The following is a 17,165-nucleotide window of genomic DNA, read 5'->3' as shown; positions in this document are numbered from 1 at the left end:
AGCTCTTCGAATGTCTGCTGTGTCTGGTTTTCCAGAGGCTCCTTTGGTCAGCAGCCGCCCGATGGACGGACGGCTGCGACAGAGTAGGGGGTTAGTTGGGCTGAACGCCCGTGACCGACTCTAGGTCGAGGTCGAGATCGGCGAGTTTCGCCGCCAAATTTTCTGCTCGTTTCGCCGTGGCGGGCGCGGTGACGCCAGCGTTGGAGAGGAATTTCAGAGCTTGGGAGATGAGTTGCGGACTGACGGCCTGCGAGGCATCGCCGGGCGCCATCGTGGCGCGGTAGGCGGCGCGGTCAAGTTCGTTCGCGATCAGCACGGCGACTTGCGCGTGCAGCTTGTCGAGTTCGGATTCTGTGGCGCGGCTCATGGTAAAAACACCTTCATCAGGAAGCTGACCACTCCGCCGAGAACGGCGGCGGCGCCGAGCAGCCACGACTTCGAGTTTTCGACCTTGCGCACGCGATCTTCGAGGCTGTCGTGCTTCGTCTGCATCGACTTCATGAGGTCGATGTATGTGCCTAGCTGGCCTTCGATCCGTCCCAGAATGAGGACGAGGGTAGGATCGGGATTGGGTTGATTGTTGTTTGGGTCCATTGGCCCTTTCAGTTGTTGGTGATGCGTTAGCTCACGTCGCCAGCGGTGTATTGGAAGTCGAGCGTAAGTTCGTAGACCCGCCCACCGACGACAACGGAGCAATATGCTTGGCCGGTGTTTTGGTAGGTGAAGCCTTGGGTTTGGTAGGTTGAGCCTGTGAATACGGCGGTCGATGCCGTCCCGGACACATCGTTGCCCCACGTGTAGGAAGACGGCGCGAGATAGGGAGTGACTGAGATGCCGAAGGTGATCCGGTCATACTGCTGCTCGTTCCATTGGCCCCAGTTTGTCCGGACCTGTTCGAATGACTGGATCACGAGACTGACCGTTCGCGCGGATTTTCCGCGTAGCTGATCGCTCGACCACGGGGTGTTCAGCCCGGCCGCCGACGACACCTGCGATGACGTGAATGGAGCGGTGAAGCGCCATTCCGTCCGGACTTGTTCGGAGGTGAACGGGCCGCCAGTAGGTATGGTCATCTGACCTCCTCAAGCTGGGCGATCCGCTGGCGTAGCGCCTGAACCTCAGCGATCAGAATTGGAATGTAGCCGGTCTGATCCAGAGACAGGATCGCGTCGCCATCTTCGTGAATATCGGCGCCCTCGCTGACGAGGATCGGCGCGACCTCGCGGGCCTCCTGCGCGATCATTCCGAACATCCGACGACCGCTCTTGGTGAACTCGTAGACGCGTGTGTCGTCGATGATCTGCGAAGCCTGCGATAGCGGGATCGGAGTGATGTCCGTCTTCAGGCGTCGGTCGGATGTCACGGTGAACGACCCCATCTGGACCTGACCGCCTGTGACGATGTTTTTGTCCTGATAGGCTCGCATCCACGACGCATCGACCATGAACCAGCCACCGCCGTGGTTCTCCCAGTAGATGCCGTTGCCTGAGCCACGCACTCGAAACCAGTGGTCGATACCCGAATAGATGTTCGCGCCGAACGTGGTGTTGTTGTTCTCTAGATCGATTTCCAGAGGCCAGCCGCCGCCCGTGCTCGCCCAGCCTTCGGAGTCAGTTCCGGAGCCGCGCAGCACGTAGAACCGGTTGGCGTTGACGTGGATCATCCCCGAGCGGTTGTCGGTGTCCCGCAGGACGATGGTCGGGTTAGCCCCGCGCAGTTGCAACCGGTTGCCAGCCTCGATGTCCTCTCGGACAAACATGCGACCGCCGTTGTTGATCTGGACAGTCCAAACGTCCGCGTTGTTGCGCCACTCGTGGCCGTCCTGCGACTTGTAGTAAGAGCGGCCATTGCTCGCGAAATAGAAGCGGTCGTTGGCGTCGCGGGTCTGAATCCAGCCGTCGTTATATCGCTCCATACGTGTGAGAGGATCGAAGTTCTTGGTGGTCCAGAACTCGTTGATGACGGCGCCATCGGACCAGCCACCCCAGCCCCAGCGGCCGTTCTCGAACATGCCGAAGTATGTCCCCCAAGCGCCCGGCCGGTGGAACTTCATCCACGCGCCGTAGCCGCCGCCCGCGCCTCGAACTTCAAGCAGCGCATTCGCGCCGTTGTCCTGCGGGTTCATTACCGATGGGAACGTCAGTTGCTTCGCCATCACTTGTTCGGTCCCCGCATGGGTAATGACCGAACCAGCCTGCGAGCCGTTGTTTGAGTTGGCTTCGATGGTCGGGCCGACGATGACGCTGCCGCCGCCGCCGTGTGAGAGCCACAAGCGCCCGTCCGTTTTCGGGACCGAGACGCGCGCGTGGAAGTCCGTCGTCGCATCGGTTGAGAAATCAACGTAGGGGCCGTAGCCCTCATTCCGAAGTTCGAGCCAGCCCTTCTCGACGTTGACCCGGTTTGCTGCCGTGGACGCCCCGACGATAAGGCTTCCCATCGCCTGCATGTTGTAGTTCGAGTAAATGTTGCCGTTTAGGCCGTAGAGCGTGCCGTCAGCATCGAAGCGCCAGTAGCGCTCCGCTCCCGCCGCCCCCGTCTTGATCACGGTGTGATTGCCGTCCGGATAGAGCAGTCCGGTGTTGAACGCGTAGCTGTGTGCGCCGACCTCGCCGTTCACGCTGATCGCCGTGCTGAAGGACGCGTTGGACTTCGGAGCCAGACCGTCGAGCGCCGATTGCAGGCCAGCGACGCTGGCGATGTTGCTCGGGTAGAATGACGGCTTGTCCGACACCGAGTCCCACGCTGGGGTGATGTCTGCGAGCACGGTGTAGCTCGACGCCACAGTTTTCGAGCCGGAGCCGGAATAGACGTAGCGGAAGCCGTCTGTCGTGGTGACGATTGAACCCCGGCCGATGTCATTCTGCTGGGCGGGCGTCAGGTTTGCGAGACCGCCCGACGATACGAACTGAAGCTGCGAAGGCAAAACTGGAATGCGGGCGATGTCGATCACGCCGGTAAGACGGGACGCCGAAACCGTGTCGGATTTCTTGTCATAGAGAGCCGGGTCGAATGTTGCGGCCAACGCCGCTGACGCTGCTGCATCCGAGGCGTCCTGCGCGACTTCACCGGCGTGGATCACCACTTCACCCGCAAGCTGTTCGACGATGGCGCGATCTTCGGATGTGCTTTCGCCTTTCGACTGCGCGAGTTCGGCCCAATAGCGGGCGTTGGCCTCATGCGTGCCTGCATGATTTCGGTGCTCTTGGGCCAGATTGCGGGCGTCGATGGCGGCGCCACGTGCGGCTTGCGACAAGGCCCGATTGTTCTCTGTTTGGTTTGCGGCGAGATCGACCGCACTCTTTGCCGCAAGGGCTTGGTCTCGTGCAACCGCAGCCGCAGCAGCCGGTCCCGTCACCATATCGGTGAGGCGGGCCGGGGAGGGCAAAAGGTGTTCCTGCCCCAAGGCGTCGCTCAGTGGATAGCGACCGTCATTGTTTGGCCCGCCTATAGCGGAGCCGCCAATCCACCCCCGGAGCTTTGCGTCTCGGGCTTCGGTTGACTGGATGAGGTCGGCGATCTGTTGAGCGAGCGCGGAGTTAGTCACGCTCATTCAAATCACTCACCTTTCGTGCTGGCTTCGGCGTTCGCCGTAGCTGCGGCTTGGGCGATCTGCTGGGCGATCTGAACGCCGCGTAGCGCGGCCCGAACTTGGCTCAGTGAGTTGGTGTTTTGCTCCAACTGGTCATGGAGGTTCGCCCGTTCAGCAAGCAATTGGACTTCATTGGTTTGCAGTTGGGCGATGGGGTTTGGGGTCTCGGACATGGGTCTTCCTTTCGGGGTTTCACCTTTATTTATTCGTGGTTGTGGAAGCGGCCGAAGCCGCTTTCTCAGGTTATGACGGGTTGGTCAGTGCCGGGGTCGTTCGGATAGAGGCCACCGCCGCCATCACCCCCTCCACCGCCGCCTCCACCACCTCCGCCAGAGCCGCCACCGCTTCCAACGCCAGCGCCAGAGCCGGTGCCGACACCGATGCTGCTGGTGTTGTTCTTCATCTCGATCACCTTGCCGTAGCGGGCAGTGACGGATTGCGTGGACATGTTGCCGACGTTGAAGAAAATTTGGACGTAGTAGTGCCAGTTGCCGGTCTCGTTCGGCCGGTCCAGATACATGACCGGGACGGCGCCCTGCCACGTATCGTTGGCCATGCCCGAGCCGGTGATGTTGAACGACTGGATGACTGTCCCGCCATCTCCGCCGCGTGAGCGAACGAGTTGGACGGTCGCGACGAAGCTGCCTGACGCGTTGTGCGTGAAGGTCGCCCAAGAATTGAAGGCGATATCGATAGGGCTTTTCGCCTTCTCGACGTTGATCCAGACGCCGTGAATCCGGGTCGGGGTCGAGTTGTTCAGGCCAACGGTCTGCGGGTTGTAACCGGCTTCGACGCCGGTGACGGTGTTGTCGGTCAGCTTGGCGTTGTTGATCGTGCCGGTGACGAGCAGATCGCCGTAGATTTCGACGTTGGAGTTGAAGCGGACCTTGTTCGCGACGACGCTCATCACCTTGATCGGCGTGCCGCCGTTTGGAGCCACATAGCTCACCTCATCGGCGACGAAAGCGAGCGTCCCATACTGGCCGTTGTTGTTCGCGGTGATGCCGGTGATGTGGCCGTTCGAGTTCAGCGACATCGTCCAACGGGCGTTGATCCCGTTCGTGACTTGGAACAGTTGGGTGATCGAAGCGGTGTTGCCGCCCACGGTGTTCTGAACTGTCTGAAGGCTCTGCGAGAGGGCATTGTCGCCGTTGATCCGAGCGGTTCGCTCTTCGACGACAGCCGCCGCCGCATTGCCGACCGCGACATCAATCCCGCTAAGGCGAGTGCCGAGGCTGAACCCCGCGCCGACTTCCACCCGGTTTAGGTCGAGAACGAATGCAGCTTGTCCATTTCGGAATGCACCGAGGACGGCGAATTGCTGAGCGATAGACCCGGCCAGCGTCGAGCGAGCCGTAGCTTCATTCTGGATTGCGGACGTGTTCTGACCAACGGTCGTCGCCAATGATTGGCGGGCTTGGCTTTCAGCAAGGTCGGCCGCCGCTCGCGCATTCGTCTCCACGAGCACCGCCGCTGCGATGTCATTGGCGATCTTGGCCGACAGAGCTTGGCGCGCCGCAGCCTCCGAGGAGATCGCATTGGTGCGCGTCGTCACCTCATTGGCGATAGCGGCTTCATTCGCGCCTATACGGCTGGCTTGTGTCGCCAGCGTTTGGGTGAAGGCTTCCAGCGCAGTGACGCGGGCGTTCTGCTCCGTCTGGATCAGACTGAGAGCGTTCGCATTGGCCGCATAGATCGCGTTGAACCGTTGGGCCATCGTCTCGGTTGGACTGGCCTTGGTCTTGTTTAGATCGAGGATGAAGGCGGTGTTGTCGCTGCTCTTGGCTCCGATCAGAGCGAGAGTGGAGGCGAGGGCGGCGTCACCATCGGTGCGCTGCTGGGCTTCGTTCTGGATGATGGTGGCGAGGCCAGACCCATCTTCTAGGTTCGCCAGCGCGTCCACGACCGCCGTCAGGTTATCGAGACGGAAGGCCTGATTGGTGAGGCTGAGTGTCGTGTCGATAATCCGTTCAGCGTTAAGGTCGATGTCGCTGAGCGCGCCTCGAAAGCGGTTCAGCAGATCGTCGCCGAGTTCGCTCGCCCAGAGGAGTTCATTCACGATTTGCGTGGGGTCGGTGCTGATCCCGAGATTCTCGCCGACGCGGATGACAGCCTGATCCAGAGCGGAAGTGACGGTGTCATCCTGCTCCTGCATTCTGAAGAGCAGTTGCCAGACCGCCCGGTTCAATTCTTCCTTTGTGAGATTGGATCCATTTTGGAATTCGACCAGCGCTTGATCGATCGGTGTCTGGCGACGGACCAGAACGACCGCTCCATCGGGCGCCGTGTTCCTGAGCCGGAAGCGACTGTCGTTGACCCAATCGACATAGGCGCGGGCGCCGTTGACGGTGACTGTGATGTGGCTGCGATCCAGATAATTGACCGCTAGGTCGAACTCGCGTTGGCCGTTTTCGACGACGTATTGGTATTTCGTATTGTGCATCCGTCCTTTCTGTGTGGGGCATGGCGAAGCGCCCGACCGCTGTTGCGGCCGGGCGATCACCCGTAGGTTTCTATTGAGCGGTGAAGCTCTGCATGGCGTCGAGATCAGCTTGGCTGACGCCGTAGCGACGAGCGTTTGCCTGCGTCTGCCATTGATCCCAGCCCTCGTGGGCCGCTCTTTCTTCGGCTTTCGCTCCGCCCGTGCGGTTGACCATAGAGCGGAGTGCGGGGACCGCACCCGATCTAACGGAGGCATTCGCGAAACGGCGATACCGGCTCACCAAATCCTTGATCTCCTGCGCCCGTTGAGGGTCCGCCATGTCACGATAGGCAGGCGACTGGATGAGAAAGCCTAGGGCCTCATGCATGTTTCGACCTGACATCGGATCACGCCAACCTTGCCCCTGATATTCTAGGAGCGAAGCGTGTTCGCGAGGCGTGATCTCCTGCTCATTGAAGCGAGCAGCCGGGCGTTGAGCCATGCGGAGTTCAGGGTCGATGGTGCTCAGGGCCGAGACCTCCAACCTGACTACGTCCTCAACATTCTCGCTGATCCGCGTAGGTTGAATGAGGCCTTCAAGCAGACCGCCGTCCTTGTCCTGACGGATTATCGGCAGACCCAGCCAATCTCTGCGTTCAGGCAGTGATTGCGACAGCGTCGGAATGTTCGCCTGAACCATCTCAAGGAGACCATTCGCTTCACGCATCACCGGGTCTTGCGATTGCGCGAGATTGCGAACGACAGCCGGGATGGCCGAGCTAGCGATCTTCTTCGACACCTCTTTGCCGAACCGCTGACCACGGTCAGTATCCCCGGCCGTGAAGCTGGGGTCGATCATGTCCCAGAAATCGCCGATGCCTTGCAGCGCTGCCTTGTTGACGATGTTGTTCACGATGGCGGACAGGACGCCGCCCGCGATCCCTTCCAGCGCGTCGCCATCATTGATGTTGTGATCGCGGAAGGTGCGGCTCATGTCGGCGACCATGCCGAGCATTTCAGCCACCGGCGACAGCGTCGAGTATTCGACCCAACGCCCGCCGATGCGGATGCTATAGGACTTCACGCCGTCTTCCTCTTCGGCTGCGGATCGCTTTCCGACGAGATCGCCGTTTGCGAACAGAAGCCCAGCGGTCGCCATGAAGCCGATCCCAGTGACCATCCGCGCCATCGCCAAGTCGGCTTCGGCGCCACCACGTTCGAGCGATTGGTCGAGGCCACGCAGCGCCGCCGTGTAGTTGGCGAACTTCTCTCGGTTGCCCTTCAGCATGCCGAACAGGACCGGGTTGCGGTCAAACATCCCAGCACGAACGAGGTTGATCGGCGTCCGGAGGAACGGGACGAACAACGCTCTGAAGAGACGGTGCTGGCCCAACGCCTGCTCCCATTTCTTCAGCACCGGCCCGCTGTTTTGGAATGTCATCAGGCGAGCGTAGTCATCCGCCATGCCGTGAAGATCGACAGCCGCCAGCACGTCAGCCGCCTGATAGAGGGTCTGATCTGTGCTGTAGCTTTTGGCGGCGTCGTATTGTTCGCCAGCCAACTCGAAAACCTGCTTCGCACGATAGACGGCGGCCGAAGTCGGGCGGTTCGCAACGGCATCCATGACGCGGGTGAATTCCTTCTTTGCGTCATCGCCCTTCAGACGAGCCGAGCGATAGGACGCCTCGCGCACCGACAGAGCGTTCAACTGCATGCGATGGGTCATCGCTTTGGCAAACTCATCCACCGCAATAGAGGGTCGGTGGCCGAGCGTGCGCAGGGTTGAGAAGACCGCCGCGCCCGCCATGTCGGGGATGGAGGTCAGCGGATTGTTCTTCCAGCGGGCTTTGCGTTCAGCATTGATCGCGAAGGGTTGGTTGAACGCCGCATCGCCTAGGCTGGATTCTGCATCCCTAACTGGCGCCGCTGTCTTGAAGGCTTGGAAACCCGCACGGCTGGCGTCGAAGAATGACTGGTAGATGCCCGCGACATAGGCGTTGGCCTCACGGAACGTGACGCCTTCGACCGATCCGCGCGAGCCTGAGAAGGCGCGGCGAAGGGGCGTGGTGACACCGGCAGCGACGTAGCGTTCCCCAACCGTGAGACCGGCGTGGAGGACCGAGCCGATAGCGTTGCGGACGGCGGTGGCGGGCGTCGTCAGGTAGCCCATGACGACGTAGTAGCCGATGTAGTCGGACAACCCCATTTTGTTGATCTTGCGGATTTCGTCCTTGAAGCCCTTGGCTCCCTTGGTCTTGTTCGCTTTCAGCAGTGCATCGAGGGCCGCGCCCATGTCGTCGGTCTTAGCGCCGCCCAGTGCTTCAGCCAGACCATCAATGCTGGTTTGCAGATCGTTGAAGGTGCGAGCGCGCTGCTTGGTCGCCTTCATGATATTGAGGGCGCGGGCGATCTCCGATTTCGCTCCACCAGCCATCGCATCAAACATTTGCGTCGCTTGGAGGTGGGCGGCGAGGTCGGCCACGTCCTCCGCAGTCGCCTTTCCCGAAGCCATCTTGGCGCGAACTTCCGTCACCTTCGTCACAAGGTGATCGACGTGCTGCGCTGCGATAGTTTCGAGCGCGTGGATTTTGGCCGAAACGCCATGTTCGGAGGTGATGTCGGCGTGAGCCTTCACGACATCCGAGGTCGCTAGACCGAACGTCTGCTGACGTTCCTGAACCGACTTCCACGAGCGAGGCGCGTCACCGGCTGCGTCATAGAGCGGCTTGAAAATCTCGCTCATGACATTCGCCAGTTCCTGAAAACTGTCAGGATCGTTCACGAGCTTGTCGAAGTCGAACACGTCGGCATTCCAATGGCTCGCGCCATCGACGATCTCGTCACCTTGCTTGCCGAGCCACCTGACGAAGCGATCAACCTGATCCGGCTTCACGAATTTCTTCAGACTGTCGAGGTGAGCCATCGCGGCCTTCGCGCGCTCCGGTGATCCGGCCAGTCCCCAATCGACACCGTTCCAACGTTCATCCGCATCGGCCTTCGCACCGGCCTCGGCACGACCCGCTTCAGCTTCCAGATCGTCGAGAGACGGACCCTTTGCACGGGGTTGGTCGATACGAGCGGGGAGCGACGAAACCGGACCCTGCTGGGTCGGACGGAAAGTCCAATCATCCATGCTGAGAACGGGTAGATTGATGCTGTCGCTTATGTCGAGTTCGTCGCGCAGGACATGATCGAGTTCGACGGCCGATGGACGTGGTTCGCCTTTTGCCACCCTACGGACCAGCGCTCCGCCGCCTTCAAGCAATCCAGTGAACCCGGCTCCTGCGCCGATGTTTAGCGCCGTCTGGCTGAGGTCGATCTGATCCTGCGTGCCAGCCGAAGTGGCATCGCCTTGAGCGAGCAGATCGGTTGCACCGGCCACGAGGCCTTGCACGCCCATCTTGGCCCAGATCGATGACCCGCCAGAAATGTAGGATGTCGGATCGAGGGCGATGCCGCTGACCGATCCCAAGAGCGCCGCTGCGCCATGCATAGATTTACCTACGAGACCGCCGTCAGCTTCCCAGAAGGGATCGGCGCGGGAGTCGGCTTCGAACTCCTGACGACGCTGAAGCTCGTTGGCGACCGCCCGATCTGACGACCGACGCGTCTTGTCGGTGTTGTTCGTCATATCGGTCAGCACGCCCGCCGAACCGGCAAGGCGCGAGACAAGACGCACGGGATTGAGGGTGAAGCGACCGGCTATGTCTGCGGCTTCACGATTGTTTCCTCGCTTTGATGCATCAATGTAGTCGGCCGTATCATCCTGACCGGCGCGCCAACCTTCTGCGATGAAGTTTCGGTTCCAGAAGTCAGACGCCACGTCCATGTAGCGTTCGCCGACTGAGCGCTTCTCCCGAGGATTGGCGACCGCACTGGCGGCGGCGCGGCGGTCGCGCTGCTGTTCAGCGGCTTGGCCGTAGTGGCGATCCATTTCGCGTTCGATGACGCTGTTCGGGGTTCCGTCTGGAAACGAGATGACGGCCCCATCAGGCCCTCTAACGGTTATGCTCATTCAGTCCTTTCATCTGACAGGGACGAGGCCCTGACCGGGGATGTATTGAAGTTGGGCGGCCTGCTGGCCGTTCGTCTGCGTGGCGCCGGGCGCGCGGCTGTTGCCGGTGCCAGCCGGGGCCGGGGCGCTGTTCGGTCCTCCGCCGCCGCGAAGGAAGTTCGAGTAGTTCCGAACGATGGCGTCAGCCGCCTGCATGGGGTCTTCCCCATTTGCGAGACGACGTTCGAACTCGTTCTCCGCCTGCGTCACCAGTCGCAACATGTGCGGTTGAACTGCCGTGCCACCGCTGGCTTGCGTGACCTGAGCGCGGAGGGCGCCGCTCACATAGCTGCGGGCGTTTCCGACGATTTGGTTTTGCGCCGGATCACGGCTGGCATCCCCACGCGCACCACTGGCCGCACGGGTGCGAAGGTCGATGTATGCCCGCGTTGCGGCGCGGCCGGTTCCGAGCCGACCAGCACGATAGTCGCGATCCAGTTGAGCGGTGATGCTGCTGTAGCTGGGATTGTTAGCCGCGAACTTCTCGCCATAGCTGAGGATGACATCATCGTTGGCTTCACCCTCAAGGGTGCTGTCGCGGAGGGATCGGAATGCATTCGATGTCGTCATGCCTTCGGACGGCGTGAGGACGCCACGGCGCACCGCCTGTTCGATGGTGTCGCTGACATCCTCGCCACGGCTGGCGCGGCGCCATAGGTCCATCGTCAGTTCGTCCATGGCCGCCTGACGAGCCTGTTCGGTTTTGCGTTCGCTGTCGCCCTCGATGCTGTCGATGGCGTTCAGGATGCGGACCTGTTGAGCAGGCGTCAGGATCGAACGGCCGGGGACGCGTTCGCGCCGTGCCGGTTCGATTTCCGCAGCCGGTTTGACTTCGCCTTCCGGTGTCTCGTCCGCAGCCATCGCCTTTGTCTCCGATCCCACGATGGTGCGGGGATCATGGCGTTCGCCTTTGGCGTCACGGTAGGTCCAATGGAGGTGAGGGCCGGTGCTGTTGCCGGTGTTTCCGGAAGCGGCGACGTTCTGTCCTTGCCGGACCGTGTCCCCGACCTTCACCCCGATGCGGTCGAGGTGAGCGAAGCCGGTTTTCGAACCGTCAGCGTGGCGAATGATTAGCTCTTTGCCGCCACGGCCACGGACGCCAGCCACTTCGACGACGCCATCCGCTGGGGCTGAAACTGCGGTTCCGACCGGCATGGCGATATCGACGCCACCGTGGTTGGTCGAAGCGCCGGGCAGGGGAGCACGCCGTGCGCCCATGCCGGACGTAACGCGATCCATATTGGCGACCGGCGCCGCATAGCTTTGGCGGGTCGCGGTCGGGGCGGGCGCCTCGGAAGGTGCAGCAGGAGCCGCGACCGGAGGAAGGGGCTGACCCTCAATCGTGTTTTTGAAGGCGACGACTTCGGGATCAGTCGGATCACGCTCATCCAGCAGGTTTTGCAGAACGGACGTGTCGCCGGTCTCCTGCGAATAGGCGACGATGCCATTCACCAGCGCTTCTTGAACGGCTTCTCCGTTCAGCCCGGCTTCGGTCAAACGCGTGCGTTCAGCGCTGAGGTTCAAGGCGTCGCCACGAGCGAGGCTCGCGACCGCATTGGAGACCGTGTTGTCGATCAGTTCCTTATCGGTCTTTTCCTTGAGCACGGCGCTGGCACGGGTGTTCGTCTCCTGCGACCAGCGCATCAGACGCTCACCGACTTGGCGTTTCACATCGGGTAGCTCGTAGGTGTCGGCGGTCTCTGCGATGAACTCGCGCGTGCTTGCCTGCATGAACGCTTCGATCTCTTCGACCGTCGAACCGCTGTTGATCATACGGTCCATTTCCTGCGTCGTTTCGGTCTCGAACTCCGTCTGACGCTTGGCCGCCACGGTGCTGTGGTAGGCGCGCTGATAGGCGACTGCCTGCTGATGCAACGGGTCCATCTCACGGCCAGCCGTCGCGTCGGTCATCCCGTCCGCGTATTCGACTTCAGCCGTCTTGCGGGTCTGCGCGATATCGGCTTCCCAGTAGGCTTGGTTCGTCTGTTCGAGTTGCTTGAAGAAGCGGTTGATCTGGTCAGCGCCGCCGTCACCGCGATAGGCGGAGCGCATGTCGGAGCGCACCTGAGCATCCGCGACGCGCGTTTCACGACGGGTCGGAGCTATGGCGTCACGGTTCTCGGTGACGCGGTCTTGCGCATTCCTGCGCTGGTTCGATCTCGATAGATCATCTGCCATTAGCGTGGCCCTTTCGCTGCATCAGCCTTGGCGATCTGAAGCGACTTGCCGCCGTAGTAGGCCTGCGCTCCCGATGTCGCGATCCGCAGCCCGGCGCCCAAGATCGTCGGGCGGGTATTGCGTGAGTGCATTGAGTTGGCTTCCGCGATGGCGGCGCGCTCCTGCGTTTCGGCGTTCAGATTGGTTCGTTCGGTGGCGAGGTTCGTTTGCATGAGGCTGTCGTTCAGCATCGCTTCCACGCTGCCACCAATATTTAGCCCCTGCTGCCCGGCCGCGACCCGGATGCGCGCGGCTTCCTGACGGGCGACGCGCTGGCGCTCATTCAGTTCGGCAGTCTGGGCGGTTCTGATTTCTTTCTGGGTCGTCGCAAGCTGCGCATCAATGGCGCGCTGCTGGTGTTTGGCGGATTGAATCTCGCCGATGACGCTGGTGGCTTGGCCGACGACGGCGAGCGCTACAGACGCGGTAATGGGGTCACAAATCGGATGGTCCCTCCCTTGATATGCTGAAAAGGTAGAAGGGGCGCTGCTCGCGCCCGTGGTGCAGATCGACGGCTTCGATCTGAAAGCCCGACCACAGGAGCCATTGGAGGCTCTGACTGTTTCGGGCGTCGATGTAGTTGTAGAGACGCGGCCATTCTTCGAGCAGATCGGCTACGTAGGATTGTGTGTGACGGGCGACCGCATATCGGGCGGTGCGGCTTTCCATCCCCGGCGTTCCCAGCATCCAGATGATGCCGTCGTTTTTATCATCCGGGGCCGCGCCGAAGATGCAGAACGGCTCCCCATCCCGGCATATCACCCATGCGAACCGAGACATCATCAGGGATGCGGTCAGCAGCACGAGAGGATCGGGATCGCCTAGAGTGAGGAGGGGATTGGTCGCCCGCATCTCATCCCAATCGCTGGGTCTGAGGTTGGCGGCGATATGCGCGAGCCACGCCAAAGTCTGCTCGTCCGACGTGTCGGCGAGGTTGTGAAAAATGATCATGCTTCTTGGAGGATCGCTGCTATAGGGCGACCAAAGTTGGGGGAATGGAATGAAGCTTCTAGGTTGCGCTACTCTTGCGCTAACTGTGATCGCCGGGACGGCTGATGCAGGTGACTGGCGTTGGTTCTATACGAGCAACAACACGCTTTATTTTGTCGATGCAGCGTCCATCAGAGAGGTGGACGGTCGCAAGCTGGCGTGGATGACATACGCTTACCGCAATGTATCACCCGGCCAAGCTGACTACCTCGTCGCGCGAATCGAGTTCGATTGCGATGCGGAGGCAACTCGTACTCGTAACGCCACCGGTTATGACAAAGAGGGGAATTCAATTGGTTCTGATCAGAGCTTGCGAAGCTTTGAACCAGTTATCCCCGATACTGCCGGGCAAGCAGCCCTAAACGCGGTTTGCCTAAACAGCTTTAGTGATGTGCAAGTTGAAACACCCTATTTGGTCTATCAAACCGCCGTCACCTACTGGCAAGGACAAGACGACGAATAAGACCGCGCGCGGTTATGATACTTCGCCTGCAATCTGGCTCGGCTGACGTGTCGGCGAGGTTGTGAAAAATGCTCATGCTTTCGGGGATCGCTGGTATAGAGCGATCAGGATGGGGGCTGGAATGAAGCTTGTGGGTTGCGCCGTGCTGGCGCTTTCGTTGATTGCCGGGACGGCAAATGCAGCGGAATGGTCGCTATTATATGCGAACAAAGAAGTCGCCTTCGCGTTCGATGCGGCCTCGATCAAGCAAGTTGCGGGGCGCAAGCTCGCTTGGGTGGCATTCATCTATCCTGATAAGAATCTCGGGTCGGATTATTCGCTGGAACGTTGGGAGTTCGACTGCGCGCGCGAGATGACCACGGTCACTAGTTTCGTGGCCTATGATATCGAAGGTCAGGTAACGACTTCGAACGATCAGCGCCAACGCACGCTTGCAGCAGTCCCCGAAAGCCCCGGCAAGATGGCTCTCGATGCCGTTTGTGACATCGAGAACTATCATGACCCCGACCCGAGTTCGGCTATTCGCGATCTGGTTCGCGGGTATCGACTATACGTTGAGTCCGCCGATTAGGACGACCGCGAGCGGTTGTGATACTGCGCCTCCCATTCCGCAGTGACGAATGTCGATGCGACGTGGGTGTCATTGACGATCCTGATGATCGCCGTCGTGTTCTGACCCCACACCTGAAACCGATAGGTGCCCGTGTGATAGGCGGGCTGGTTTAGCTTCAGGCTGGACGCCCCAAGCACCTTGCCGGTGAACTCCGCCAGCCGTGAGGGCACGATCTCTTCGACCGTGGCATCGAGACCGTGAGGACTGACGATGGTCTTGAAATAGGCCGTGTCCGCGTAGGAGATCGAGAAGGTGCGCAACTGGGTGCGCCCCGTTGTGATCGCCTCATTGCGCTGATTGCGCACATACTGGGTCGAGAATTGGAACTCGAACGAATAGTTCGCGCCAGCCACGATCGCAGCCTGCTGGTGCTGGCCCGGTACGGCGACGACGTTCGTATCGATCCAGACATATTGGCTGGGATCGATCAGGGTCTCGCGCTGGCCGCCGAAGCCATCTCCTCGCACTAGGCGGAAAGACGGGCGATCCGGGACGTAGGGGAGGGTGAACTCGGTGCGATCAGCGACGCTCGAATAGACGCCGGTCACGACCGTCTGACGATCCAAATGGATCTGATTTTCTGTCGCCGAAGATTTCGCACCCGCCTTCAGGTTCAGCCGTTCAAGGAACAGGCCGTCAGCCCGCTGGATCACCAGATGTAGGACGCCTCGCAGATACGCCGAAGAGACGATCCGAACGCCTTCACCGAGGGACCACTCATGCCAAGCCACCTGTGCTTTCTCGTCCGCTGAGGTCCAGTGGAACTGGTGAACGAACACTTTGTGGGGTGCGCCATCCGTGAGGACGAAGAGCGCCGACAAGTCGTCAGCCGGAACGATCTGGCTGACACCGGCCGGGATGTAGCTATCGACGTGGCCGGTGATGTCTCCGGCCGTCGTGGCGTCTGATCCCGCCAGACGCGTATATTCGCGGATCGTTGCGAACTCCGCACCATCGACGCTGAAGTAGATTTCAGAGCCGAGGGGTGCGAGGCCCGCACGGGTGTTGACGGTGTAGTTTGTGGTCGGCCGGATCGCGAGCGAAGAGGCCGTGACGCCGAGTTCGCCAAAGCTGAGGCTGAACTGGGTTTGATCGCTGGTGAGCAGGATGCCGTCATTGAAAGTCACCGCATCCTTCAGCAGCGAAACCCTTGTGGAGGTTGCGCTGATGTCGATCACGTCGCTCTCAAGATAGTCCTGCTGCGACATTCGCCAGAAATTGCCGAACTCGCCCACCACACTCATCGCGGTGTTCTCGTCGTAGATCAGCGCAAGGCGGTTTTGGAAGAAGAACACCTTGCGGATCGTGCGACCGATGAAGCCGGGGTTCGGGTTGATCGATTCGTCACCTACCCGGCGCGGCGCCCAAGAGAACGGTGCGAAGGTGAATGTCCCATCGGCCTCTGAGATCAGAGCGTGGGGCATGGTGAGCGGGTTGATCGCATTCACGAGACCCGGCTTCACGCATTCGTCCCAGACGCCCTGTGTGCGACGCACGTAGTAGGGCGAGTTGTTCGAAGTGGTGCTGCCTTGGATGCGATAGATCGCACCTTCCGGCGCGGTCTCGGGCAGTTTGTCGAAGCGCTGCACCGTGCCGGTGAGCGATCCCAAGACGGGGTTCGGCTCATACTGGTAGGCGGTGCCGGGGCCGAACTCGACCCCGTTGGCGTCCGTGCCATTTCGACGGCTGAGCCAGATTTGATAGTCGAGATCGGCTTGCGTATCCGCCCCCAGAGGAGCCATCCCGCAGACCTTCGTCCGGTTCGTGATGAAGCTGTAGTCGGCCACGGTCGCGGCTGAGATTTCGGTTTGATAGTCGGTGATCCCGGCGAGGTAGCCCCAGCCGCCCGGTGCGTTCACGACCCGCTCCGCGCCCGTTTGGGTATCGAAGACCTTGATCGTGCCGTTCGCGACGATGACGACGTATTGCTCGGCGGTGTCGCGGTTGATCGTGTGGACGTGGGCGTTGCCCGGCGTCGTCCCCATCAACTTCTTCACATGCTCGGTCGGAGCACGCTTCGACAGGCCTCTGGCGATGCTGGACCAACCGTTGATCTGCGCTTCAAGCTGGTCGGGCGAACGAACTTGAGCCGACTGCTGCGAAACACCCCCGATAAGGCTGGGAATGCTGCGCACGAGGAGGCTCAAATGGACCTCCAAGCCCGGCGACGGTTTGTCTTCGCGGCAAGTTCTGCGCTGGCGCGGAATGCGTTGATGTCGGCGGCGGCGGTCTGGCTGCGCAGGAGTGCGATCCATGCGCGCTGCTCGTCCGCTTCGAGCATCCGGTTCATGGCGGGATCGCCAACCACTTGAGCTTGGAAACGGCGGCAGGCGGCGGCGGTGGCGTAGCTGCGAGCGGCTTCCGGCAGGGCTTCAAAATCAAAGCTCCACTTCACCTTCACGCGCACCGGCTGGCCGATCTCAAATGTGTGGTTGACGGCGTCCCAAAGCGCTTGCGCCGAATGATCGGGATGCTGGCGCGGCGTCAGGTCTTGGCGCGGCTCGGATGGATCGACATCCATTGCGCCGAGCGGGATGAAGACCAAGCCATCGATCGTAGGGTTGAGGACGTAGCCGTCGTCTGTGTTGAACCGAAAGCCCCATTGGCAGACTTCGCGGACCACCTTCCGGAGGGTGTCGAGCGCAACATTCTGATCATGAAGCTGAGGGGTGATGGCGTTTACCGGCGACTGGCCGATTGCCAGCAGCATCGAGTTGACCGCCGCGAGTTCGGTGATTGGAGTGGCGAACATCGGCCTCCTTGGTTGAAGTGAAAAAAAGGCCCCGATCCGGAGATCGAGGCCTTCGTTTTGGTCGG

At 60.9% G+C, this 17,165-nt stretch carries 14 protein-coding genes; 2 read left to right on the top strand and 12 right to left on the bottom strand.

What is annotated here, in order from left to right:
- Window positions 1–91 precede the first annotated feature (91 nt).
- From KAK88_RS10355 to KAK88_RS10310, 10 genes are all read right to left on the bottom strand, one after another.
- Window positions 92–367, bottom strand: a complete 276-nt coding sequence (locus KAK88_RS10355) for a hypothetical protein (RefSeq protein WP_242076586.1) — start codon at window positions 365–367, stop codon at window positions 92–94.
- Window positions 364–594: a hypothetical protein gene (locus KAK88_RS10350; protein ID WP_242076585.1), complete on the bottom strand. Its 231-nt coding sequence runs from the start codon at window positions 592–594 to the stop codon at window positions 364–366. Before KAK88_RS10350 ends, KAK88_RS10355 begins: the two co-directional genes overlap by 4 nt.
- 26 nt (window positions 595–620) lie before the next feature.
- On the bottom strand, window positions 621–1,073 hold the full coding sequence (locus KAK88_RS10345) for a hypothetical protein (RefSeq protein ID WP_242076584.1): 453 nt from the start codon (window positions 1,071–1,073) through the stop codon (window positions 621–623).
- Complete coding sequence (locus KAK88_RS10340; RefSeq protein WP_242076583.1) at window positions 1,070–3,550, bottom strand: tail fiber domain-containing protein; 2,481 nt, start codon at window positions 3,548–3,550, stop codon at window positions 1,070–1,072. Before KAK88_RS10340 ends, KAK88_RS10345 begins: the two co-directional genes overlap by 4 nt.
- Before the next feature lie 5 nt (window positions 3,551–3,555).
- Window positions 3,556–3,762, bottom strand: coding sequence for a hypothetical protein (locus tag KAK88_RS10335; protein ID WP_242076582.1), 207 nt, complete (start codon window positions 3,760–3,762; stop codon window positions 3,556–3,558).
- A 65-nt stretch (window positions 3,763–3,827) separates the two neighbouring features.
- Window positions 3,828–6,032, bottom strand: a complete 2,205-nt coding sequence (locus KAK88_RS10330; RefSeq protein WP_242076581.1) for a phage tail fiber protein — start codon at window positions 6,030–6,032, stop codon at window positions 3,828–3,830.
- Window positions 6,033–6,102: 70 nt separating this feature from the next.
- Window positions 6,103–9,945: a hypothetical protein gene (locus KAK88_RS10325; RefSeq protein ID WP_242076580.1), complete on the bottom strand. Its 3,843-nt coding sequence runs from the start codon at window positions 9,943–9,945 to the stop codon at window positions 6,103–6,105.
- Between the two features lie 90 nt (window positions 9,946–10,035).
- A complete protein-coding gene (locus tag KAK88_RS10320) occupies window positions 10,036–12,243 on the bottom strand; it encodes a M23 family metallopeptidase (protein ID WP_242076579.1) in 2,208 nt (735 codons plus the stop codon).
- Complete coding sequence (locus tag KAK88_RS16155) at window positions 12,243–12,665, bottom strand: virion core protein, T7 gp14 family (RefSeq protein ID WP_431307216.1); 423 nt, start codon at window positions 12,663–12,665, stop codon at window positions 12,243–12,245. Before KAK88_RS16155 ends, KAK88_RS10320 begins: the two co-directional genes overlap by 1 nt.
- 52 nt (window positions 12,666–12,717) lie before the next feature.
- Window positions 12,718–13,233, bottom strand: coding sequence for a hypothetical protein (locus KAK88_RS10310; protein WP_161639198.1), 516 nt, complete (start codon window positions 13,231–13,233; stop codon window positions 12,718–12,720).
- 49 nt (window positions 13,234–13,282) lie between these two features.
- Here KAK88_RS10310 and KAK88_RS10305 point away from each other — a divergent pair, with 49 nt between their 5' ends.
- Together KAK88_RS10305 and KAK88_RS10300 are read left to right on the top strand one after the other, a co-directional pair.
- Window positions 13,283–13,735 (top strand): surface-adhesin E family protein, encoded by a 453-nt coding sequence (locus KAK88_RS10305; protein ID WP_161639197.1) that lies wholly within the window; start codon window positions 13,283–13,285, stop codon window positions 13,733–13,735.
- A gap of 121 nt (window positions 13,736–13,856) precedes the next feature.
- Window positions 13,857–14,306, top strand: coding sequence for a surface-adhesin E family protein (locus tag KAK88_RS10300; protein WP_242076577.1), 450 nt, complete (start codon window positions 13,857–13,859; stop codon window positions 14,304–14,306).
- Here KAK88_RS10300 and KAK88_RS10295 read toward each other — a convergent pair.
- Window positions 14,303–16,495, bottom strand: coding sequence for a hypothetical protein (locus KAK88_RS10295; protein ID WP_242076576.1), 2,193 nt, complete (start codon window positions 16,493–16,495; stop codon window positions 14,303–14,305). The two genes, KAK88_RS10300 and KAK88_RS10295, sit on opposite strands and share 4 nt — an antisense overlap.
- The gene (locus tag KAK88_RS10290) at window positions 16,492–17,100 is read right to left on the bottom strand and encodes a hypothetical protein (protein ID WP_242076575.1); all 609 of its coding nucleotides are present in this window, start codon (window positions 17,098–17,100) and stop codon (window positions 16,492–16,494) included. The genes KAK88_RS10295 and KAK88_RS10290 overlap by 4 nt, the downstream gene beginning before the upstream one ends.
- Window positions 17,101–17,165: the final 65 nt, after the last annotated feature.

The organism is Brevundimonas diminuta (genome assembly GCF_022654015.1).
GTDB classification, from domain to species: domain Bacteria; phylum Pseudomonadota; class Alphaproteobacteria; order Caulobacterales; family Caulobacteraceae; genus Brevundimonas; species Brevundimonas diminuta_C.
The sequence above is the reverse complement of the archived record's forward strand: the minus strand, read 5'-3'. Positions and strand labels throughout refer to the sequence as shown.